This is a genomic window from Clostridium putrefaciens, assembly GCF_900461105.1.
Taxonomy (GTDB): domain Bacteria; phylum Bacillota; class Clostridia; order Clostridiales; family Clostridiaceae; genus Clostridium_L; species Clostridium_L putrefaciens.
Genome location: NZ_UFWZ01000001.1, coordinates 1,448,245 through 1,470,576 on the forward strand (window position 1 = coordinate 1,448,245; position 22,332 = coordinate 1,470,576).

20 protein-coding genes and 2 other annotated features are annotated in these 22,332 nt (G+C 29.5%); of the genes, 19 read left to right on the plus strand and 1 reads right to left on the minus strand.

The genetic code is table 11. From position 1 onward, the window contains the following. Nucleotide 1 precedes the first annotated feature (1 nt). The 4 genes from DY168_RS06280 to DY168_RS06295 all read left to right on the plus strand — a co-directional run bounded on the left by DY168_RS06280 (nt 2) and on the right by DY168_RS06295 (nt 3,756). A complete protein-coding gene (locus DY168_RS06280; protein WP_115640989.1) occupies nt 2–865 on the plus strand; it encodes an ATP-binding cassette domain-containing protein in 864 nt (287 codons plus the stop codon). Continuing rightward, the gene (locus tag DY168_RS06285) at nt 866–2,143 is read left to right on the plus strand and encodes a hypothetical protein (protein ID WP_115640990.1); all 1,278 of its coding nucleotides are present in this window, start codon (nt 866–868) and stop codon (nt 2,141–2,143) included. It begins immediately after the preceding gene. Nucleotides 2,144–2,151: 8 nt separating this feature from the next. Beyond that, complete coding sequence (locus DY168_RS06290) at nt 2,152–3,300, plus strand: hypothetical protein (protein ID WP_115640991.1); 1,149 nt, start codon at nt 2,152–2,154, stop codon at nt 3,298–3,300. 258 nt (nt 3,301–3,558) lie between these two features. Next, nucleotides 3,559–3,756 carry a cold-shock protein gene (locus DY168_RS06295; protein WP_115640992.1) on the plus strand — a complete coding sequence of 66 codons (198 nt, stop codon included), beginning with the start codon at nt 3,559–3,561 and terminating at the stop codon, nt 3,754–3,756. Nucleotides 3,757–3,967: 211 nt separating this feature from the next. Here DY168_RS06295 and DY168_RS06300 read toward each other — a convergent pair whose 3' ends face one another. After that, nucleotides 3,968–4,675: a DUF6873 family GME fold protein gene (locus DY168_RS06300; RefSeq protein ID WP_115640993.1), complete on the minus strand. Its 708-nt coding sequence runs from the start codon at nt 4,673–4,675 to the stop codon at nt 3,968–3,970. A 166-nt stretch (nt 4,676–4,841) separates the two neighbouring features. Here DY168_RS06300 and ytxC point away from each other — a divergent pair, with 166 nt between their 5' ends. The 15 genes from ytxC (at nt 4,842) to rseP (ending at nt 22,330) form a co-directional block, all read left to right on the plus strand. Beyond that, the gene (gene ytxC / locus DY168_RS06305; protein WP_115640994.1) at nt 4,842–5,741 is read left to right on the plus strand and encodes a putative sporulation protein YtxC; all 900 of its coding nucleotides are present in this window, start codon (nt 4,842–4,844) and stop codon (nt 5,739–5,741) included. A 71-nt stretch (nt 5,742–5,812) separates the two neighbouring features. After that, nucleotides 5,813–5,937 (plus strand) — a sequence feature (ribosomal protein L20 leader region). Between the two features lie 49 nt (nt 5,938–5,986). Then, nucleotides 5,987–6,478 (plus strand): translation initiation factor IF-3, encoded by a 492-nt coding sequence (infC, locus tag DY168_RS06310; RefSeq protein ID WP_242984068.1) that lies wholly within the window; start codon nt 5,987–5,989, stop codon nt 6,476–6,478. Between the two features lie 21 nt (nt 6,479–6,499). Continuing rightward, nucleotides 6,500–6,697 carry a 50S ribosomal protein L35 gene (rpmI, locus tag DY168_RS06315; protein WP_115640995.1) on the plus strand — a complete coding sequence of 66 codons (198 nt, stop codon included), beginning with the start codon at nt 6,500–6,502 and terminating at the stop codon, nt 6,695–6,697. 29 nt (nt 6,698–6,726) lie between these two features. Continuing rightward, nucleotides 6,727–7,086: a 50S ribosomal protein L20 gene (gene rplT / locus DY168_RS06320; protein WP_115640996.1), complete on the plus strand. Its 360-nt coding sequence runs from the start codon at nt 6,727–6,729 to the stop codon at nt 7,084–7,086. Between the two features lie 134 nt (nt 7,087–7,220). Then, nucleotides 7,221–8,567: a TrkH family potassium uptake protein gene (locus DY168_RS06325; RefSeq protein ID WP_115640997.1), complete on the plus strand. Its 1,347-nt coding sequence runs from the start codon at nt 7,221–7,223 to the stop codon at nt 8,565–8,567. Nucleotides 8,568–8,578: 11 nt separating this feature from the next. Then, entirely contained in the window at nt 8,579–9,244 is a 666-nt protein-coding gene (locus DY168_RS06330; RefSeq protein ID WP_115640998.1) for a potassium channel family protein, read from the plus strand. Between the two features lie 19 nt (nt 9,245–9,263). Continuing rightward, entirely contained in the window at nt 9,264–10,058 is a 795-nt protein-coding gene (locus DY168_RS06335) for a TrmH family RNA methyltransferase (protein WP_242984069.1), read from the plus strand. Between the two features lie 31 nt (nt 10,059–10,089). Then, nucleotides 10,090–10,330 (plus strand) — a binding site (T-box leader). A gap of 55 nt (nt 10,331–10,385) precedes the next feature. After that, complete coding sequence (pheS, locus tag DY168_RS06340) at nt 10,386–11,405, plus strand: phenylalanine--tRNA ligase subunit alpha (protein ID WP_115640999.1); 1,020 nt, start codon at nt 10,386–10,388, stop codon at nt 11,403–11,405. Nucleotides 11,406–11,462: 57 nt separating this feature from the next. Next, complete coding sequence (gene pheT, locus DY168_RS06345; RefSeq protein WP_115641000.1) at nt 11,463–13,835, plus strand: phenylalanine--tRNA ligase subunit beta; 2,373 nt, start codon at nt 11,463–11,465, stop codon at nt 13,833–13,835. Between the two features lie 85 nt (nt 13,836–13,920). Beyond that, entirely contained in the window at nt 13,921–14,520 is a 600-nt protein-coding gene (locus tag DY168_RS06350) for a cell division protein ZapA (RefSeq protein ID WP_115641001.1), read from the plus strand. Nucleotides 14,521–14,601: 81 nt separating this feature from the next. Next, nucleotides 14,602–16,962: a U32 family peptidase gene (locus DY168_RS06355; protein ID WP_115641002.1), complete on the plus strand. Its 2,361-nt coding sequence runs from the start codon at nt 14,602–14,604 to the stop codon at nt 16,960–16,962. Nucleotides 16,963–17,024: 62 nt separating this feature from the next. Continuing rightward, entirely contained in the window at nt 17,025–19,385 is a 2,361-nt protein-coding gene (locus DY168_RS06360) for an endonuclease MutS2 (RefSeq protein ID WP_115641003.1), read from the plus strand. Between the two features lie 16 nt (nt 19,386–19,401). After that, nucleotides 19,402–19,848, plus strand: a complete 447-nt coding sequence (locus DY168_RS06365) for a 2-thiouracil desulfurase family protein (RefSeq protein ID WP_115641004.1) — start codon at nt 19,402–19,404, stop codon at nt 19,846–19,848. 302 nt (nt 19,849–20,150) lie between these two features. Beyond that, entirely contained in the window at nt 20,151–21,305 is a 1,155-nt protein-coding gene (gene dxr, locus DY168_RS06370) for a 1-deoxy-D-xylulose-5-phosphate reductoisomerase (RefSeq protein WP_115641005.1), read from the plus strand. Between the two features lie 14 nt (nt 21,306–21,319). Then, the gene (rseP, locus tag DY168_RS06375) at nt 21,320–22,330 is read left to right on the plus strand and encodes an RIP metalloprotease RseP (protein ID WP_115641006.1); all 1,011 of its coding nucleotides are present in this window, start codon (nt 21,320–21,322) and stop codon (nt 22,328–22,330) included. Nucleotides 22,331–22,332 lie beyond the last annotated feature (2 nt).

Genomic DNA, 22,332 nt, shown 5'->3' on the forward strand with positions numbered 1-22,332 from the left:
AATGCTTACAATCAATAATTTAACTAAAAGTTTTGATGATTATATTGTTTTAGAGGATATAAATCTAGAATTTAAAAATGGGGTTTATGGATTACTTGCTCCTAATGGAGCTGGAAAAACTACTTTAATAAAGCTTCTTACTACACTTATATTCCAAACTAAGGGTGAAATTCTTTATGAAGGCACTGATATTATAGCTTTAGATGAAGAGTATAGAGGTATTTTAGGTTATCTGCCACAAAAATTTGGCTATTATAAAAACTATTCACCAAAGCAACTTCTACTTTATTTAGCAGCACTAAAGGGCGTAGATAAGAAAGAAGCGATATTTAACATAGAAAATTTGTTAAAGTTAGTAGCCTTAGAGGATGTAGCTAATAAAAAGATGAAGAAGTTCTCGGGTGGTATGATACAAAGAGTAGGTATAGCGCAATCTTTATTAAATAATCCTAAAATCATAATCTTAGATGAACCTACCGCAGGTCTAGATCCAAAGGAAAGAGTGAGATTTAGAAATATATTAACAGACTTAAGTAGGGATAGAATAGTGATTATATCCACTCATATAGTTAGTGACATAGAATTTATTGCGAACGAAGTTATTATGCTTAAAGATAAGAAGATATTATATAAGGATACTGTAGAGAACGTTTGTAGAACTCTTGAAGGTAAGGTATATGAAACGGAAATAGATTTTTCAGAAGTAAGAAGGTTTAGAGAATGCCATATTTCCTTATCAGAAAAACAGGAAAATGGCAGGATGAAGCTTAGGTTTATAGAAGAGTCAGATAGAAATGAGGATTGGAATCTTGTTAGTCCTAACCTAGAAGACGTATTTTTGTATCAATACAATGAGGGTATATAGATGTTAGACTGTAGTGAAATCTTTAAACACGAAATAAAAAAGATCTTCAAATCTCCAATAGTAATAGTGGTTTTTTTAGTTTTTTTAGCATTTGATTTATTTACAGTTTTTAATGGATATAAACTTAGAAATAATCTAGGCGTTTTAAATAATATTGTAGATGAAGTAGGATATAAAATTGATGATGAAATGATGGCTAAATTTAAAGTGTATTATAAGCAAAACCTAGATGAAGCTATGACAATAATAAATAAAAAAGAAGGAAAAAACTATAATTCTATTTCAGATTATTTAAATGAGGATAAAGCTGCTTTTTATAAAGGGAAATATAATAAAGATGAAGAGCAAATAATAAAAGTTACTGGTGAAATAGAAGATTATTATATGGCAATACCAAACCTTATTGAAAGTTATAATAATATTGATATCACTAAGATCTCTGGAAAATCTATTGAATTTCTTAATTTATCCGGTGAAGCCGAAGAGATGTCTAAACAAGGGTTTGAAAAGTTTAATAAAAGATTTACACAAATCAAAGAAAATGAAGAGCAAATGTATCTATTTTTTAATGGTAAGAACTATGATATGCACAGATTTTTGTATAAGAACATACTTAGAAACATTATTATTCAGATGATGATATTGATACCACTGATAGCCACCTTTTTTATGAATTATGAATTTGAGAATGATACTAGCTTAGTGGCCTATAGCTCAAAGCGAGGAAGAAATTTAATTTGCGATAAATTAAAAGCTATTATAGTAGCTGTTTTGATTTTAGGTACGGTGCTTTTAACTATTGTTTTGACAACATTTTTCTTTGTATATGATTATAGTAGGGTTTGGAATACATCTATAAGTAGTTTTTTTTACTCGGAGGGCAAGAACCTTTATATGAGTTGGTTTAACTTAACAGTTAAACAGTATTTAATGTTGATGATATTATTAACCTACAGTTGTTTTTTGCTTTTTACTAGTATAGCTTTTGTAATTGGAAGATTTATAAAAAATAGCTTTATAGGATTCGTTAGTTTTTTTATTATAAGCGGTATTGGATTTATGCTACCGTCTTTTATAAGTGGTAGTAGTAGATTTAGGATTTATTCTGCATTTACACCTTTTACCTTGATTTTCAATCTAGAACTTAGGTTTATGGAAAGCGGGGGATTAAGTATTTTTAAACATTATGAACTAATAACTGTAATCAATTGGAGCATTATAATGATAATAGTTATGTGGTATTCAATAAAAAGCTTTAAAAAGCAATGTATAAGTTAGGGGGAACCATGAGAATTATTTTTAATGAAGTTAAAAAGATTTTAAATGTAAAAAGTATATTTGTTCTATGTATGATAAGTTTTGTTATGTATTACATGTTTATAAGTTCTGAAATAAATCTATTTCCTAGTCGTGGAGACGAAGCGATTTATACAATAGCTAAAGAGGTGATAAAGCAAAAAGGTAATCATTTAGAGGATGAGGACTTAGGATATCTTAAAAATTTAGAACTGAATTTTAAAAAAGAAGCTGATAATTATCTTAAGGAAAATGAATATGCTAAGGATTTGGGGGTTGATAGTTATGACAAATTCCAGGAATTTAATTCAAATCTAAAAGGGGAAGTTAAAAAGCTGGATGAGTTATCTAATAACATATCTTTTAAAGAGATAGAAGAGTCACTTTCAAAGATCCGATCTATGGGATATTTTATTGATAACTTTGAAAATAAAGATAATAATTCATATATTGAAAGCGGAGCACAAAAAGATAGATTAACAGAAATAAACAAAACCAAAGTAAATAATGACATTCTACCTTGGTTTATATTTGATAATTATAACAGTTTTATAATTAATACTACTTTACTTGTACTAGTGTCTATAATATTTATTTTAGGACCTATATTTACTAAAGATGAAGTGGTGAATATGGAGGTGCTTCAGTATACTACAAGAAGAGGAAGAAGATTATATAAGGATAAAATAGCTGCAGCATTAATATCTGCATTTATAATGGTTACTTTAGAATTAAGCATACTATTTACTTTGTTTTTAACAAGACAAAATACTGTGGAGCTTTTTTATAATTCAAACATAAATTCCTGTTTTAAATACGGGGCTAATTGGTTTGATTTAACACTAATTCAATATATTATTTTATCAATTATTATTGTATATACCTTAGCTTTTGCCTTAGCCCTTATAATTTCTTACGTATCAAGAAAATCGCATAGATATATAACTTTCACAGGAATATCACTTTTAATAGTAATAAGTTTAAGCAAAATAATAACTAGTAATACCATAATGCTTGGAATTGGTTCCATAGATACACCTCAGTTTTTGGTATTTGGATTTATATCAGCTATGCTTTTAATAGGAGTAGTTTCTTTAGAAGTAAGATATAAAAAAGAAAAGTTGTTAGATATATTTTAGCCTAGTTGTAAAATAAAATTGAACAAATAAAAATAAAAATGAATTTTAATCATAAATTACAAACATATTATGTAAAATATGGATCTGTATAGGGCGAGATTTCAACTAATTTTTAAATAATTGAAAAAATAATTGAAAATAGCTTGATTTATGTAGCAAACTAGCCTATGATTAATTAATAGCTTAAATTTAATAGTAAGTAGTAAAATACGTATACAAAGAGTTTAAGAAAAATAAAATTTCGGAGGTACACAATATATGAACGGAACAGTTAAATGGTTTAACACAGAAAAAGGATTTGGATTTATCACAGGAGACGACGGAACAGACGTTTTCGCACATTTTTCTCAAATCAATGTAGAAGGTTACAAAGCTCTTGAAGAAGGACAAAAAGTTTCTTACGATGTAGTTGAAGGACCTAAAGGACCACAAGCAGAAAACATTACTATTGTATAGTTAATAAATGTTTTAGACCTTAGATAGTTATCTATCTAAGGTCTTTTAAATTTTAAAGCAATAATTCTTTTCATGCCCACCATCTCGAATTTTAAATCTGATTTTATCTTACCTTACCTTCTAGCGATTCAGGTCCCTGTAATTATGATCTCATAAAATCATCAAACATAAAAGCAATAAAAATAAGCTGAAACATTAAATGAAGTTATAACTATTGGCCTTCTATGATAAATAAGCTGCCCCTATCAGTTAAACCGCTTTCTTTCAAATAAAGTGGAGTTATGTTATGCTTTTTTAAAAACATTTTAACCTTATCGCCATAAACATATTTATCTAAGCTTCCAAAGAAGGCTAATGTGTTTTTATCTATAAGACCACAAGTGCCACCTATAAACCCATAGTTCAAAGGGAAAAGCTCTATGTCTCCAGGTGGCAATAATAATACATCTGCACCTAAGGAATCTAAGGATTCTTTTATTTTAATATCATTAGTTAAAAAAGCGTCTTTAGAAATTATAGCAGTAGAACATTTAGTGTATCCTTGAGATACATTTAAAATCTTTTTATCATCTATGTAATTCAATAAGTTTTTATCTGTATAAGTTAGATTGTGCAAAAAGAACTTTTCTGTATTTAATGCATTTAATATAATATTTCCAGGGTAATTAAATCCAATGTCATTAAATGAGAAGTGTATATTGTAGCCTAATTTAGAAAGTTCTTTCATAAAGTCATCATTAATCTTAGGGTGTACCATTATATCAGATTTAGATAATACATTAATTTGTATATCGGGATGACCAGAGATAGCTGCGTAAACTCCTTCATAAGAAGGGCATTTTAATACCTTTATATTCAAATCTTGTAAACTTTTAATCTCCTCTTTGGAAATTCTGAAATCCACTATAGCAACTTTCATTTTCTACCTACTTTCTATTATGTATTTTAAATTTGTTATTTTGTATATAGTATCATGTATTTAAAAATTCATTTATATAATTTATATGTATGTCGATATTTGTTATAAAATTTTTGTATATACATTAGTTTAAAACACATACTATGTTTAAGAAGGGAGTGATATCATGGTTCTACTTACTATAATTTATGAAAGTGGTTTAGATATTGCACCAAATATACAAGACGTAGTTAAAATTTTAAAAAATAAAGACATTAATCTTGGTATTTGCGAGAGTCAAAATAATAATACTCACTTCATTAAAATAATGTGTGATGATAAAATATACAGTGAATCATTAGTGGAAAGGGTCAATTATTATATAAGTAATTGTATATATGATATATTAATAAGCTTTGTATGTGAAGATGATATTTATAAATTTATTTTAGATAATTATTTCTTTTTTAATGAAGACGAAATAAGAGAAGTAGAAAAACAAATAATTAATATATTGAAATATAATAAATCATTAAAAGAAGATGCAGATATATATTATGAAAACAGAAAAAATCATATATTACTAAAGATTAAGTCCTGCCTAGAAGAAAATAGGCAGATTAATATAGATGGATATATTACATTTAGGCTTAAGGAATTAATGGTAGACATAGAAGAGATATCGAATAAGGTTGCAGAGAATTACATGATAGAAAGAGAATATAATGAATTTATAAAGCTTCTTAAATATTTTGTGGATATTCAAGAAAGCAAAATAGATAAGATTAATATAATAATATCAAAAGAGGGCACTTATGATGTAAAAGATGACAAAGGTAATAGTATATTAAATACATTCGTAGCTGATATATTAGAAAATGAATTTAATGACCCTTCCATTAATACTGAAGATATTATAATAAGTGGACTCATAACAAATGTACCAAATTCTATAATAATTCATGGAAGTTCTTATTGTTTTAATAAAGAATTTATTGAAACTATAAAGAATGTGTTTACCTATAGGGTAGAAGTGTGTGATGGGTGTGATTTATGTAATGGTAAACCACTTATATTTTCCACATAATCTTTTAGAATAAATTTTAAATATATCATTATATTTTTATTGACATAGTAAAGATATAATGATAGAATAACGTAGTAAAGAAGAAACAGCCGTTTCTCACCTTGCAGCATTGCTAGTAAGGTAATTAAACTTAACTTTAAGAAATAAAGTTGATTTGTTAATTGAGACGGCATTTATGCCGTCTTTTTTAGATTTTATATATTTTGAATTACATGGAGGTGAAAAGTATTAATAAAAACTTAATTATGAATGAAAAAATCAGAGAAAAAGAAATAAGGGTAAATGATGATAATGGCCCATTAGGTATTATGTCATCTAAAGAAGCATTAGATATAGCTGAAGAAAGAGAACTTGATTTAGTTATGATATCTCCTGGTGCGAACCCACCTGTTTGTAAGATCATGGATTATGGTAAACATCTTTATGAACAAACCAGAAAAGAAAAAGACGCTAGAAAAAAGCAAAAGATTGTTAATGTTAAAGAGATAAGATTTAGTCCTACTATAGAAGAACATGATATTTCTATAAAGGCTAAAAAAGCTAGAGGTTTCTTAATGGATGGAGATAAAGTAAAAGTAACCGTAAGATTTAGAGGCAGAGAAGCTGATTATGCTCATGTAGGAAACAAGATATTAAAAAGTTTTTTAGGAAAAATGGAAGATATATGCGTAGTGGAAAAGCCTGCCAAACTAGAAGGAAGAAACATGGCTATGGTTTTGGCACCTAAAAAAGCATAATTCTGGAGGGAGGATCTTATAATGCCAAAAATGAAAACTCATAGAGGAGCAGCAAAAAGATTTAAGTTAACAGGAAGTGGAAGACTAAAGAGAGCTAAAGCTTTCAAAAGCCACATATTAACTAAGAAATCACCTAAGAGAAAAAGAAACTTAAGAAAAACAGCATATGTATCAAATACTCAAGAAAAAACAATGAAAAAATTATTACCATATTTATAATATACATCACACGATAGGAGGTTTATAACATGGCAAGAGTAAAGAGAGCGGTAAATTCTCGCAAAAACCACAAGAAAGTATTAAAACTTGCAAAAGGATACTACGGTGGTAAGAGCAAGTTATTTAAAACTGCTAATGAAACAGTTATAAGAGCACAAAGAAATGCTTATGTAGGAAGAAAACTTAAGAAGAGAGACTATAGAACACTTTGGATCGCAAGAATAAATGCAGGTACTAGAATGAATGGTCTTTCATATTCAAAGTTTATGAATGGAATCAAATTAGCTGGAATTGATATAAACAGAAAAATGTTATCAGAAATAGCTATAAATGATCCTAAGGCTTTTTCAGACTTAGTAGCAGTAGCTAAACAACATATAAATGCATAATAAATAATTATATTAATGCGACTATAGTCGCATTTTTATTTATATTAAATCCAACATATAGTAGCATTATCTTATAAGATAATGCTACTATATGTTGGATGGTAATATAAAATTTTTTTTTGAGGTGATAAACAATGCAGATAAGTTTTTTAAAAAAGATAAGTCTAAATGCAGTGCAGATATTAGCAATAGGGTTTGCAATAGTTATATTTATAGGTGCTGTAATGCTTACTTTACCAATATCATCTTCAAATGGTACGGTTACTAATTTTCTTGATTCTTTATTTACATCCACATCAGCGGTTTGTGTAACAGGTTTAATTACTGTAGATACAGGCACGCATTGGAGTTATTTTGGTAAAACTGTTATAATGCTATTAATTGAAATTGGAGGACTTGGATTTATGTCTTTTGCTACTTTAATAGCATTACTAATGGGGAAAAAGATAACATTAAAAGAGCGGTTATTATTGCAAGAGGCACTTAATACTTCTAACATTCAAGGGCTAGTAAAGCTTGCTAGGTATCTACTTATGTTTACTTTATCAGTTCAACTTTCCGGAGCCCTTTTATTATCCACACAGTTTATACCGGAGTTTGGTATTGGAAAGGGTATATATTATAGTATATTTCATGCTGTATCAGCTTTTTGTAATGCTGGATTTGATTTAATTGGTAACTTTTCCAGTTTGACAGGCTATGCCAATAACTCTGTTGTAATACTTACTATAGGAGGGTTAATAGCCATAGGAGGATTAGGATTTGCTGTTTGGGCAGAATTATATAATTATAAGAAGTCTAAAAGACTATCTTTGCATGCAAAGGTAGTAGTTTCAATGACCTTATTTTTAATGATAGCTGGTAGTATATTAATGTTTATATTTGAATTTAATAATCCTGGAACTATGAAGGGTATGTCATTTAAAGGGAAGATATTATCTTCTATATTTGCATCAGTTTCACCTAGAACCGCTGGCTTTAATTCTATATCAACAGATGCTATGAGTACAGCAGGTAAGTTTTTAACTATAATTTTGATGTTTATAGGAGGTTCACCTGGATCTACAGCAGGAGGTATAAAAACTGCTACGGCAGGAATTTTGATTATGACAGTAATTTCAGTAATTAGGGGAAGAAACGATACAGAGGTTTTTCATAAAAGAATTTCTAAAGATATAGTTTATAGGGCGTTTGCTGTTACAACTCTTGGACTTGTATTAATTACTGTTGTAACCATGATACTTTCTATAACAGAAGTTGGAGCTAGCTTTGAATACTTATTATATGAAGTAACTTCAGCATTTGCAACGGTAGGACTAACTCTTGGACTTACAACTAAGCTTACGTCAATAGGGAAGATACTTATAGCATTAACTATGTATTTCGGAAGAGTAGGTCCAATGACTGTGGTTTTAGCTTTAACAAATAAAAAAGGAAATAATGCCATTAGATACCCTGAAGAAAAGATAATGGTTGGATAGGAGTGGAAATTATGAGTAATAAACAATATGTAGTTATTGGTCTTGGAAGATTTGGAACATCTGTCGCTAAAACTCTTTATGGAATGGGTCATGATGTTTTAGCGATAGATATGAATGAAGATGTTGTTCAAGAAATATCGGATGATGTTACACATGCCATTCAAATGGATGCTACAGATGAGCATGCATTAAGAACTTTAGGTGTAAGAAACTTTGATGTAGCGGTTATAACTATAGGATCTAATATTCAAGCTAGTGTAATGGTTACTCTTTTGATGAAAGAGCTAGGAATAAAATATATAATAGCTAAGGGTCAAAGTGAACTACATGCAAAGGTCCTATATAAGATAGGTGCAGATAGAGTAGTATTACCAGAAAAGGATATGGGAATGAGGGTTGCGCATAATTTAGTTTCTTCTAATATATTAGATTATATTGAGCTCTCACCAGATTATAGTATAATTGAGGTTAAATGTCCTAAACAGTGGGCAGGTAAGACTTTATCAGATTTGAATGTTAGAGCTAATCATGGTATTAATATAATGGCTGTGAGAAAGAAACACGAAATAAATATTTCTCCAATGGCAGAAGATATAATTGATCCTACGGATATATTAATTGTTATAGGTGCAGAGGATGATTTATCAAGATTAGAAAGTACTATGTCTGTAGACTAAAGTAGGGGGGATAAGGACTTTGAATCTAATTGAAAGTAAAAATAACCCACTGATTAAAGAAGTAAAAAAACTTCATGAAAAAAAGTACAGACTTCTAATGGGGAAATTTATAGTAGAAGGTCTTAGATTTGTAGGTGAAGCTTTAACACAAGGTGATTTAGTAGACTCCTTATTTATAAGTAGAAGTTATGTAGATAAATATAATCATTTATTAGACAATAATTTAATAAATGGAAAAAACATTTTTATAGTTGAGGATAATATTTTTAAATCCTTATGTTATACAGAAAGTCCTCAGGGAATAATATCTGTTTGTAATATAACTAAAGAAAAAATTAATATTACAGATGGATTTTATATTCTTGTAGATAAGGTACAAGACCCTGGTAATTTAGGAACTATAATAAGATCTGCCCATGCAAGTGGTGCAAAAGCAGTTATATTAACTAAGGGAACAGTGGACTTGTATAATTCTAAAGTGCTGAGATCTACTATGGGATCTATTTTCTATATACCAATAATAGAAGATGATAAGTTTGAATATATAAATTCACTAAAGGATAAAGGGTTTAAATTTTTAGTTAGTAGTTTAGATACAGATAAAAACTTTTATGATATAGATTTAACTAAAAACTTAGTTATATGTGTGGGTAATGAAGGTAATGGAATTAGTGAAGAAATTTATAAATTAAGTGATATTAAAGCTAAGATACCCATGCCAGGTGGGGCTGAATCTTTAAATGTATCTATAGCAGCCTCTATAATGATGTTTGAAGTTATAAGACAAATAAATTCTAGTATTGAATTTATTTAAATTAGTATGTATAATGAGTTTAACTAAATAAATAATGGCAATGAAAGAGAGAGTAAATATAAAATATGATGTTAGACATCAATGAATATATTTTCAGGGAGAAAGGGTCAAAGACTGAAAGCCTTTTTGAATATAATTATATTGAAGTTCACTCTGGAGCCCTAGCTGTGAAATGTAAGTAGTGGTTAGCGGATAAAACCGTTAAATTTAACTAAGATAGTAGTTTTATAAACTACTAATTAGGGTGGTACCGCGGATATTCCGTCCCTTTTTTGGGACGGTTTTTTATTTGTCCATAATTATTAAAGATAGGAAGGAGAAAATAAGATGAAAGAAAACTTAAAGTTAATAAAAGAAAAAGCTATAGAAGAATTAAAAAAAGTTAATTCTACTGGTGATATTGAATCAATAAAAGTTAAGTATTTAGGTAAAAAGGGTGAACTTACTGCCATATTAAGAGGAATGGGGGGCTTATCTAACGAAGAAAGACCCATAATAGGAAAACTTGCAAATGAGGTTAGGGAATCAATAGAACTTTATATAAATAATCTAGCAAGAAACATAAAAGAAGAAGAAAAGCTAGAAAAGTTAAGTAAAGAAACTATAGATATATCACTTCCAGGAAAGAAACAAACAATTGGAAAGCGACATCCCTTAGACCTTACATTAGAAAGCATGAAAGAAATATTTATGTCAATGGGATTTTCAATAGAGGAAGGTCCGGAAGTGGAGCTTGATTACTATAATTTTGAGGCTCTTAATATACCTAAAAATCATCCTGCTAGAAGTGAACAAGATACTTTTTACATAAACGAAAAGGTAGTTTTAAGAACTCAGACATCACCAGTTCAGGTAAGGGTTATGGAAAATCAAAAACCACCTATAAAAATGATATCTCCAGGAAAGGTTTATAGATCTGATGCTGCAGATGCTACTCATTCACCTATATTCTATCAAATGGAGGGTCTAGTTATAGATAAAGGTATAACCTTTGCAGATTTAAAGGGTACCTTAGATATATTTGCTAAAAAGATGTTTGGAAGCAATGTTAAAACTAAATTCAGACCTCATCACTTCCCATTTACAGAACCTTCAGCAGAGATGGATGCTACATGCTTTGTATGTGAGGGTAAAGGATGTAATGTTTGTAAAAATAGCGGATGGATTGAGCTTTTGGGTGGAGGAATGGTACATCCAGATGTGCTTAGAAACTGTGGTATAGATCCTGAGGTTTATAGTGGGTTTGCCTTTGGTTTTGGAGTAGATAGAATGGTTATGTTAAAGTATGGAATAGATGATATAAGGTTATTATATGAAAGTGATATAAGGTTCTTAAAAGAATTTTAATTTAAAAGATTGTAATAAATATATATTTAAATAAATTTAATCGAGGAGGAATAGCGGATGAAAGTACCATTTACATGGCTTAAGGATTACGTAGATATAGATATAAATGTTAATGAATTAGCAGATAGGTTGACTCTTTCAGGATCAAAAGTTGAAGAGGTTATAACAACTGGAGATGAAATTGAAAATGTAGTAACAGCGAGAATAGTTAAAATTGAACCACATCCAGATGCAGATAAACTTGTTATCTGTCAGCTTGACATAAGAAAGGATGAGTATTTGCAAATAGTTACTGGGGCTAAAAACATGAAGGAGGGTGATATTGTTCCAGCTGCCCTTCATGGAGCTTCTTTGGCTAATGGGCTTAAGATAAAAAAAGGAAAATTAAGAGGTATAGTTTCTAATGGAATGATGTGTTCAGAAGAAGAACTAGGGCTTGCAGAAGAAGGCACTGCTCTTGGGTTAATGATATTACCGATGGATACACCTATAGGAGAAGATATTAAGGAGGTATTAGGCTTAAATACTTCAATTATAGACTTTGAAATAACCTCTAATAGAACGGATTGTATGAGTGTAGTTGGGATAGCAAGAGAAACAGCAGCTACCCTTGATGTGAAATATAAAATGCCTAATATAAATTACAATGTTTCAGGTGAAGAAGATATTAAGGATATGATAAAGCTTCAAGTAAAGGATTCTTTGTGTAAAAGATATATGGCAAGGGCCATTAAAAATGTAAAGATTGAACCATCACCATCTTGGATGCAAGAAAGATTATTAGAAGCTGGAATTAGACCTATAAATAACATTGTGGATATAACGAACTTTGTAATGATAGAGTTAGGTCAGCCAATGCATGCTTTTGATATGAGGGATATAAAAGGAAACTCTATAATAGTTGAAAGAGCTAAGGCAGAAGAAAGGTTTATTTCTTTAGATGAAGTTGAAAGAGACCTAAATGAAAGTGTCTTAACTATAAGAGACGAAGAAAGAGCAATTGCACTTGCAGGAATCATCGGTGGTTTAAATTCACAAATAAAAGAAGATACAAATGTTGTAATACTCGAATGTGCAAATTTTGATGGAACTAATATAAGGGTAAACGCTAAAAAACTAGGAGTTAGAACAGAGTCGTCTTCTTTGTTCGAAAAAGACTTAGATCCTAATCTAACAAATATAGCATTAGATAGAGCATGTAGCTTAATAGAGGAGCTAAAGGTTGGACAAATTATAAGCGGAACTATAGATTACTACGAAGATAAGGTAGTAGAAAAAGAACTAACTGTAGATTATAAATGGATTAATAAGTTTTTAGGAACATCTTTAAGTAAAGAAGATATAAAAGGATACTTAGATAGACTAGAGTTAAAGACTTTATTAAAAGAAGATATGCTAATAATAAATGTACCAATATTTAGAAAAGATATAAGTATAAAAGAAGATGTAGCAGAAGAAGTTGCAAGAATTTATGGTTACAACAATATACCATCTACAATTAATAAAACTATAAATTTAAAAGATGGAAAGAACCTAAAGCAAAAACTAGATGATAAAGTTATATCAGTACTTCTTAATAGTGGGTTAAATCAATCTATAAGCTACTCCTTTGTTAGTCCTAAAGTTTTTGATAAAATTAATATGTCTAAAGAAAATATTCTAAGAGATACAATATCAATTAAGAATCCTTTAGGTGAAAATTATAGTATTATGAGAACTACTTGTATCCCATCCATGATGGAATCTTTGGCTAGAAATTATTCTAGAAACAATGAGGAAGTTTCTTTATTTGAAATAGGAAATGTATATATAAAAACTAATAAAGACTTACCAGAAGAAAGAAATACATTGGTTATAGGCCTATATGGTAAAGTAGAATACCTTAACTTAAAAGGTGTTATAGAAAACCTAGTCGAATCATTAGGTATAGAAAAGACACATTATGAAAGACAAAGTCAAGATCAAGCATTCCACCCTGGTAAAACAGCTAACTTGTTTATAGGTAAAGAGTGCGCTGGAATATTAGGAGAAGTACACCCTGATGTTACTGAAAATTACGGTATTGATACTGAGTGTTATATAGCTGAAATAAATTTAGATGTATTATATAAAAATGCTAACATAGTTAAAAAGTATAAAGCTTTACCAAGGTTTCCAGCTGTTACCCGAGATATTGCATTAATAGTAGATGAAGCAACTTTTGTTCAAAAAATTCAGTCAGTCATAAAAAGCACTGGTGGGAATTTAGTTGAAAGCATTAATCTTTTTGATGTATATAAAGGAAAACAAATAGAGGATGGTAAAAAGAGTGTTGCTTATGCAATATCCTATAGATCAGAAACAAAAACTCTTACAGATGGTGAAGTAAATAAAGTTCATGATAAGATTGTTAGAGCATTAGAATATAAACTAGGATGTAAGTTAAGATAAAATTCCGTATTTCCCGAAAGTGAATTATGTGATAGAATATAAATATATTAATTAAAATATGAATTTATCTAAGAGGGTGTTTTGCATGAATGTGATCACTATAAAAATAAGTGGAATAGATTACAATTTAAAAGGCGAAGAAAGTGAAGAATACTTAAATGAAGTTGCTAGTTATGTAGACAAAAAGTTAAAATCCTTAATGGACAATAATAAAAAGTTAAGCGTTTCATCTGCATCGGTGTTAACTGCAATGAATGTAGTAGATGATGTCTTTAAAAGTCAGTCTAAACTTTTAAGTCTCACAGAAAACATATCAAAACTCGAGCAAAGAGAGTTAGAACTTACAGATCAGCTAGAGGTCCTTAAGAAACAATTGATTCATATGGAAAATTATAATGATGAACTTAAAAGTAAGATAACTTACTTAGAGTCTGAAACTAATGAAAAAACTGATCAAGAAGAAGTAATTAAATTACAGGATCAGAATAAGGTTTTCGAAGAAAGTGGTAAAGCTTATTTAAAAGAAAACCGAGAACTTAAGGTAGATAATAAAGAATTAAAGTTTCAACTACAATCTGCTAAGTATAAACTTATAGATATGCAACATAGACTTTTAGAAAATCAAATTGATTTGGTAAAGATAAAAAAAGAAAAGAATCCACTAATAGTAGATAAAGCCAAGTGAAAATATAAGCCTATACAAGATTAGAGTGTTGACCATGTCAGCACTCTAATTTTATAAATAATCTAAACTAGGAGGAAAAGAATGCAAAAAATCGAACTTTTAGCTCCGGCAGGGAGTATGGAAAGCATATATGCCGCTATAAAAAGTGGAGCTGATGCTATATATATGGGAGGAAGTAAATTTTCAGCAAGAGCATATGCCACTAATTTTAATAACGAAGAATTAATAAAAGCCGTAGATTATATACATTTAAATGAAAAGAAAGTTTATATAACATTAAATACACTAATAAAACAATGTGAATTAAAAGATGTAATAGAGTATATAGGATTTTTATATGAGATAGGTGTTGATGCGCTTATAACTCAAGATCTAGCCATAGCGTATATAATTAAAGATAGATTCAAAAACTTTGAAATTCATGCATCTACTCAAATGACAATACATAATGGAGATAGTGCAATGTTCCTTAAGGACTTAGGATTTAAACGGATAGTACTATCAAGGGAGCTATCTCTAGAAGAGATAAAGTATATATCAGATACTTTAGATATAGAAACTGAAATGTTTATCCATGGTGCTCTATGTATATGCTATTCAGGTCAATGCTTAATGAGCAGTATTATAGGCGGTAGGAGTGGAAATAGAGGCAGATGCGCCCAACCTTGTAGAATGCCCTATACATTAATTAATAAAGATACAAAAGAGGAAAAGAGTGCATTTTTATTAAGCCCAAAGGATATGTGTACCTTAGAAGATTTAGAAGATATAATAAACACTAAAACATCCTCTTTAAAAATTGAAGGAAGAATGAAAAGGCCCGAATATGTGGCAGGGGTTGTAGAAACTTATAAAAATGCTATAGATGATATATTAAAAGATAATGAAAGAGTGAGTTTAGAAAAAGAAAAGAAAAAGCTATTACAATTATTTAATAGAGAAGGATTTTCAAAGGCATATCTTTATGGAAATAAGGGAAAGGATATGATGTCTTATAATTATCCTAAAAATACAGGTGTATCTATAGGCATTGTTGATAAAGATGGATATATAACATTAAAAGAAAGTATAAATTTAAAGGATGGAATAAGATATGAGGATAAAGGATTTACTATATCTAAAATAATTTTAAAAGGTAAAGAGGTCTTAGGAGCTAAAATTGGAGAAAAGGTTATGCTTTATCCTCTAGAATATAAAAAGTCATGTGAATTATTTAAAACTTTAGATACACAGTTAATGAAAAGCTATGAGGGATATTATAAGGAAAAGACAAATATCCTAATAAAAGCTAAGGTGACATTTGAAATAGGTAAGCCCTTTTCCTTAGAGATTAACTATAAAGATAAAGTACGAACATTACAAGGTGCCATCGTAGAAAAAGCTAAAAATAGGCCCTTAACTAAGGAAAAGATAATAGAAAATCTTCAAAAGTCTTCAGATAATGTACTAAAGATATATGACATAAGATTTGAGTCTTATGAAGAAGGGTTTATACCTATTTCTGGAATAAATGAAATTAGACGAAATATTTTAGAAAAGTTAGAAGATGAAATAATAAAAGAATATAAAAGAAATAAGGTAGCTGAAAACAACTATATCTTAAAAGAGAAAAAGCTACTACAATCACCGGAAGTAATGGTGGGTGTAAATACTCTTATGCAGTTAAAAGCTGCAATTGATAGCAATATTAAAGATATAACTATAAATCCTTATTTTAGAGGGTCTCAGTCTATAACATCTATTGATTTTTCTGAAATAGATAAGGATACAAAGATATATATAGAGATACCTACAATAGTAAGAAAAGAATTTAATTCTATAGTAACCTTTATTGAAAAAAACAAAGAAAACATAGCAGGAATTGTTACATCAAATCTTGGAATAATAAATAGATTTAAAAATAGTATTAGTATAATTGGTAGTTATAAATTAAATTTATATAATAATTTATCATTAAACATAATGGATGAGTTTACAGATTTAAATTGTATAAGCATAGAACTTAATAGAAAAGAAATAAAAGAAGTTCTTAAAAAGAAAAGAAATAATTGTCAAGTATTTGTTTATGGAAAGCCTGAACTTATGGTAAGCGAATATTGCCCTATTGGAAGTGTAAATAAGTGCGGGCTTTTAGGAAATACATCATCTAATAGTAAACCGAAATGCTTAGAAGGTGAGTATGTACTAAAGGATAGGAAGAACATGGACTTTTTAGTTAAGACTGATAGGTTTTGTAGAAGTCATATATATAACCCGGTACCTATAAATCTAATAGATAAAATAGAAGAATTAAAAGGGTTTGGGGCAGATTCATTCAGGTTAGATTTTATTGATGAAGATTATGAAAAGGTAATATCAGTATTATCAGTATTAAAAAACAAAGGGTTATTGGATAGCACGGTAGATTATACTAGAGGGCATTATAAAAGGGGAGTAGAGTAATAATTTTAGGCTGTTTTTAGAGAATAAATAAAATGGTTTATAGATAAAGGAGTTGATTACTTATGAATAACAGGGCGTTAAAGATATTAGAATTTAGTAAAGTAAAAGATGAAATTAAAAGATATGCGTCAACTAAAGCGGCAAAAGATATGGTAGATGATTTGGTGCCATATAAAAATGTATATGAAGTAAATAGAAGTCTTAAGGAAACAGAAGAGGCTTTCAATAGTATGGTAAAAAAGGGGTCACCACCATTTTATGGCTTATACGATGTCAGGGATTATTTAGTAAGAATTGAAAAAGGTGGTGGGATTTTAGCCACTAATTTATTAAAGATAGCTCAAATGTTAAGGTGTAGCAGAGGTATTAAGGATTATGTAAATCGAAAGGTAGAGGAAGAGTCTTTTCCTATGCTTGAAGATATATGTGAGGGTATAGTTCCATTAAAAAGTTTAGAAGAAGAAATATTTCAAATTATAGTTAGTGATGAAGAAATTTCAGACAGGGCAAGCGATACATTATACACTATAAGGAAAAGTCTAAAGGAAAAAAACAGTTCATTAAAGGATAAGGTGAACTCTTTAATAAAAACATACTCTAAATATCTACAAGAAAATCTTTATACTGTAAGAGGAGATAGGTATGTAATACCAGTAAAAGCAGAGCATAAGGGGATGGTTCCAGGCCTTGTACATGATCAAAGTTCATCTGGAGCTACCCTGTTTATAGAGCCTATGGGACTTGTAAATTTAAATAATGATATAAAAGAGCTTATGTTAAAAGAAGAAGCAGAAATTGAAAGAATACTAGATGAGTTATGCTTTAAAATTTATGAAAAGATTGAAGTTATAAAAGTTAGTGCACAAATCCTTTGGGAAATAGATTTTATCTTTTCAAAGGCTAAGTACGCAAGTGAAATAAATGCTATAAAGCCAAGAGTAAATGAAGACGGAAGCTTTAATATAGTACAGGGAAGACATCCGCTTATAGATCCAAAGATAGTTGTACCTTCCGATATATATTTAGGTAAAGATTTCACTTCAATTGTTATAACAGGACCTAATACTGGAGGTAAAACTGTAACTTTAAAGACAGTGGGCCTTTTGCATATAATGGCTATGAGCGGTGTTATGATACCAGCTGCACATAATTCTTCTATAAACCTTTTTGATGAAGTGTTTGCTGATATCGGTGATGAACAAAGTATTGAACAAAGTTTATCAACATTTTCATCTCATATGACCAATATAGTAAGCATAATAAAGGAAGCCGACAAAGGATCCTTGGTGCTTTTTGATGAACTTGGAGCTGGTACAGACCCTACAGAAGGAGCAGCCTTAGCTATGTCTATATTAGAGCATCTTAAATCTAAGGATGTAAAAATAATTGCAACTACTCATTATAGCGAGTTAAAAGTTTATGCTATTAATACTGAAGGCGTTGAAAATGCATCGGTAGAATTTGATGTTAAAACATTACGACCTACCTATAGGTTGCTTATAGGAATACCAGGAAAGTCTAATGCCTTTGAAATATCAAGGAAACTTGGGCTTCCTGACTATATTATTCAAAGTTCTAGAGAGCTTATATCAAAAGATAGCTTAGAATTCGAGGATTTAATTGAAAGCCTACAATCTAAAAGCGTTGAGGCAGATAAATTTGAGAGAGAAGCTAGGATATTAAAAGAAGAAAGTGAGAAGTTAAAGGAAAAGTATGAACAAAAACTTCAAACTTTAGAAATTTCAAAGGAAAAGATATTAGAAGAATCTAAAAGAAAGGCTAAAGTTGCTCTTAAAGATGCTAAAGAAGAAGCAGATGCTATATTAAAAAATATTAGAGAACTTGAAAAAATGGGGTATTCATCTAAAGCAAGACAAGACATAGAGGAGCATAGAAATAAATTAGCTAAGGAATTAGATAAACAAAGTACAACACTTATACCAAAGGAACATAAGGGTGAAAAGTTAGTAAGTGTTAAGCTTGGAGAAGAGGTATTTGTACCATCTTTAAATCAAAATGTTGTAGTTCTTACAAATCCTGACAACAAGGGAGAAGTTCAGGTTGAAGCAGGTATAATGAAGATAAATCTTAAGCTTCAGGATCTTAGAAAGATAAATAATAATAAAAATGTAAAAGAAAAAAGAAACAGCAAAAGACAAGTTAATCTAAATTTAAAAAGTGTAAGTGTATCTGTAGACCTTAGAGGACAGGACTCTGAAGAAGCTTGTTATAGTGCTGATAAGTATTTAGATGAGGCATATTTAGGGGGGCTTGGATTAGTTTCACTTATACATGGCAAGGGTACGGGAGTGCTTAGAAAGGCTATAAATGATATGCTTAAAAGACATCCTCATGTTAAGAGCTTTAGACTTGGTGAGTATGGAGAAGGTGGAGATGGGGTAACCATGGTACAATTAAAGTAGTAAAGGATGTGTTTTTTTGATTATAGTAAGTGCATGCCTTTATGGCGTTAATTGTAGATTTGATGGAAAGTCTAGTGAAAATGCTAAAATAATTGATGCATTTAAAAATGATCAAGTTATTTTAGTGTGCCCGGAAGAGCTAGGAGGTCTTAAGACACCAAGAACCCCTTGTGAGATATATAAAGGCACTGGTAAAGAGGTGCTAAAGGGTATGAGTAAAGTTAAGTCATCAAAGGATGAAGATTTCACAAGATACTTTGTAAAAGGTGCAGAAGAAACTTTAAAGATAGCAAAAAGGTTTGATGTTAAAAAAGCTATTTTAAAATCTAAAAGTCCATCTTGCGGACTTAATAGAATATATAACGGGAATTTTGATAAAACCTTAGTTAAAGGTAATGGTGTAACGGCACAAATACTAATAGATAATGGAATAGATATAATAACGGAAAATGAAGTAGGGTAAAATCAAATTGATAACAATAAGGTGAAAAGTAAAAGAAATTTATCAAAATATACATCTTTTTGATAAATTTCTTTTATTCAAAGATTTAGATTACATAATAATTATTATGTAATCTAAATCTAAAGGTAAACTAAAAACTTAAAATGCAAAATTTCTAAAAGGAATAATTCAAAAATATATTAATAAAATAATAATAAACACTCCATTTAACAAACTTACTTTATATAAAAGAATATATATGGTATATTAAATTTTATAAGAATTATATACTAATACTTAGTTAAAACTTAGGAGGAATGTTAATGAAAAATATCACTATAATTGGTGCTACAGGATCTATAGGGATGCAAACCCTAGATGTAATTAGAAAAGATACAGAAAACTTTAATCTTGTAGCAGTATCTTTAAATAAAAATTATGAAAAGGCTATTGAAATAATAGAAGAATTCCACCCTAAATATATGGTAGTAAATGATTATGAAACTTACAAAGCCATTAAAGAATTTATATATAAAGAAAAAAAGAAAACTTCACTATTAAATGATATAGAAGGATTAAATTATATTGCATCTTTAGACGAAATTGATACAGTAGTTACATCTGTAGTTGGAATGATAGGGCTAGAACCAACGCTTAAAGCTATTAGAGCTGGTAAAAACATAGCACTTGCAAATAAAGAAACTCTAGTAGTAGCTGGTGAACTTATAATGGAAGAGGCTAGAATTAATAATGTTAGTATACTTCCTGTGGATTCAGAACATAGCGCAATTTTTCAATGTATTCAAGGAAATACAGATAATAAAATAAATAAAATAATTTTAACCGCATCTGGAGGGCCTTTTAGAGGTAAAAGCATAAGAGATTTAAAAAAGGTTACATTAAAAGAAGCGTTAAATCATCCTAATTGGAAAATGGGAAGTAAAATAACTATTGATTCAGCAACACTTATGAATAAAGGGCTAGAAGTAATAGAAGCACATCATTTATTTAATGTAAACTATGAAGATATAAATGTAGTGGTTCATCCTCAAAGCATAATACATTCTGGAGTGGAGTTTAAAGATGGATCTGTTATTACACAGATGGGGAATCCAGATATGAGGCTTCCTATACAGTATGCTTTAAATTATCCAAAGAGAAAAGAATCTGTAGTAGATACACTAGACTTTTTTTCTTTAAAACCCTTAACCTTTGAAAAACCTGATATGAATACATTTAGATGCTTAAGTTTAGCTTTTGAAGCAGGAAAAATCAGTGGGCTTATGCCAACTATATTAAACGCTGCAAATGAAGTATGTGTTAGTCTTTTTATAAATAAGAAAATAAACTTTTTAGATATACCTGTTATAATAGAAGAATGCATGAGAAGATTTAATTTTAATTTAGAATTAAATTTAAACAACATAAAAGATAAGGATAAAGAAGTAAGATCCTATATAAACTCAAAATATAATTAGGAGGAATATAATATATGTATATAGTTTGGGCTGTATTAGCATTTAGTTTGCTTATAGTTGGACACGAATTAGGCCATTTTACCCTTGCAAAGCTTAATGGAATAAAGGTTGAAGAATTTTCACTAGGGATGGGTCCTAAAATTTTTGGATTTAAGGGTAAAGAAACAGAATATCTTATAAAGGTTCTACCTATTGGTGGTTATGTAAAAATGCTTGGAGAAGAGGAAAATATAAATGATGAAAGAGCATTTTCATCTAAGTCTCCTTTAAGAAGGATAAGCGTAATAGCTGCAGGACCTATAATGAATTTTATACTAGCTTTACTTTTGTTTGCAATTATAGCTATGAATAATGGGTTTGTGTTGCCTAAGATAAATGAAGTTATTGATAACTCCCCTGCCATGGAATCAGGACTTGTTTCTGGAGATAATATAAAAAGTCTTAACGGAAAAAAAGTTTCAACATGGGAAGACTTTGCTATGGGAGTATCTTTAGGAAAGGGCGAAAATATAGACTTACAAATTGAGAGAAATGGAGAAATTAAAGATATTATTATAACACCTAGATTTAATGAAGAATTAAATAAATTTGCTGTAGGTATATCACCTGCCATAATGGAAAATCCAAATTTCATTCAATCTATTAATTATGCTGGGTTACAAAGTAAGTCATTAATTAGTCAAACATTTGGAGCTTTAAAAACTATATTTACAGGGAAGGCTACATTAAATGATGTAGGAGGACCTGTGACTATAATAAAGGCAACCGGTGCAGCAGCTAAATCTGGGATATGGAATTTGTTGTTTTTTGCTGCATTTTTAAGTATACAACTAGGTATATTTAATCTGCTACCATTCCCAGCTTTAGACGGAGGATGGATTTTCTTGTTATTTATAGAACTTATAACTCGTAAAAAGATAAGTGATAAGGTAATAGGCACATTAAATTATATTGGCTTCTCATGCCTTATAGTGATAATGATATTAGTAACTATAAAGGACATATTACGCCCTATAAGTTTTTAGGA

What these genes read in the sequence shown, in the direction of transcription:
- DY168_RS06280 (WP_115640989.1), top strand. Translation starts at nt 2, where the DNA reads ATGCTTACAATCAATAATTTAACTAAAAGTTTTGATGATTATATTGTT.
- DY168_RS06285 (WP_115640990.1), top strand. Translation starts at nt 866, where the DNA reads ATGTTAGACTGTAGTGAAATCTTTAAACACGAAATAAAAAAGATCTTC.
- DY168_RS06290 (WP_115640991.1), top strand. Translation starts at nt 2,152, where the DNA reads ATGAGAATTATTTTTAATGAAGTTAAAAAGATTTTAAATGTAAAAAGT.
- DY168_RS06295 (WP_115640992.1), top strand. Translation starts at nt 3,559, where the DNA reads ATGAACGGAACAGTTAAATGGTTTAACACAGAAAAAGGATTTGGATTT.
- DY168_RS06300 (WP_115640993.1), bottom strand. Translation starts at nt 4,675, where the DNA reads ATGAAAGTTGCTATAGTGGATTTCAGAATTTCCAAAGAGGAGATTAAA.
- ytxC (WP_115640994.1), top strand. Translation starts at nt 4,842, where the DNA reads ATGGTTCTACTTACTATAATTTATGAAAGTGGTTTAGATATTGCACCA.
- infC (WP_242984068.1), top strand. Translation starts at nt 5,987, where the DNA reads ATGAATGAAAAAATCAGAGAAAAAGAAATAAGGGTAAATGATGATAAT.
- rpmI (WP_115640995.1), top strand. Translation starts at nt 6,500, where the DNA reads ATGCCAAAAATGAAAACTCATAGAGGAGCAGCAAAAAGATTTAAGTTA.
- rplT (WP_115640996.1), top strand. Translation starts at nt 6,727, where the DNA reads ATGGCAAGAGTAAAGAGAGCGGTAAATTCTCGCAAAAACCACAAGAAA.
- DY168_RS06325 (WP_115640997.1), top strand. Translation starts at nt 7,221, where the DNA reads ATGCAGATAAGTTTTTTAAAAAAGATAAGTCTAAATGCAGTGCAGATA.
- DY168_RS06330 (WP_115640998.1), top strand. Translation starts at nt 8,579, where the DNA reads ATGAGTAATAAACAATATGTAGTTATTGGTCTTGGAAGATTTGGAACA.
- pheS (WP_115640999.1), top strand. Translation starts at nt 10,386, where the DNA reads ATGAAAGAAAACTTAAAGTTAATAAAAGAAAAAGCTATAGAAGAATTA.
- pheT (WP_115641000.1), top strand. Translation starts at nt 11,463, where the DNA reads ATGAAAGTACCATTTACATGGCTTAAGGATTACGTAGATATAGATATA.
- DY168_RS06350 (WP_115641001.1), top strand. Translation starts at nt 13,921, where the DNA reads ATGAATGTGATCACTATAAAAATAAGTGGAATAGATTACAATTTAAAA.
- DY168_RS06355 (WP_115641002.1), top strand. Translation starts at nt 14,602, where the DNA reads ATGCAAAAAATCGAACTTTTAGCTCCGGCAGGGAGTATGGAAAGCATA.
- DY168_RS06360 (WP_115641003.1), top strand. Translation starts at nt 17,025, where the DNA reads ATGAATAACAGGGCGTTAAAGATATTAGAATTTAGTAAAGTAAAAGAT.
- dxr (WP_115641005.1), top strand. Translation starts at nt 20,151, where the DNA reads ATGAAAAATATCACTATAATTGGTGCTACAGGATCTATAGGGATGCAA.
- rseP (WP_115641006.1), top strand. Translation starts at nt 21,320, where the DNA reads ATGTATATAGTTTGGGCTGTATTAGCATTTAGTTTGCTTATAGTTGGA.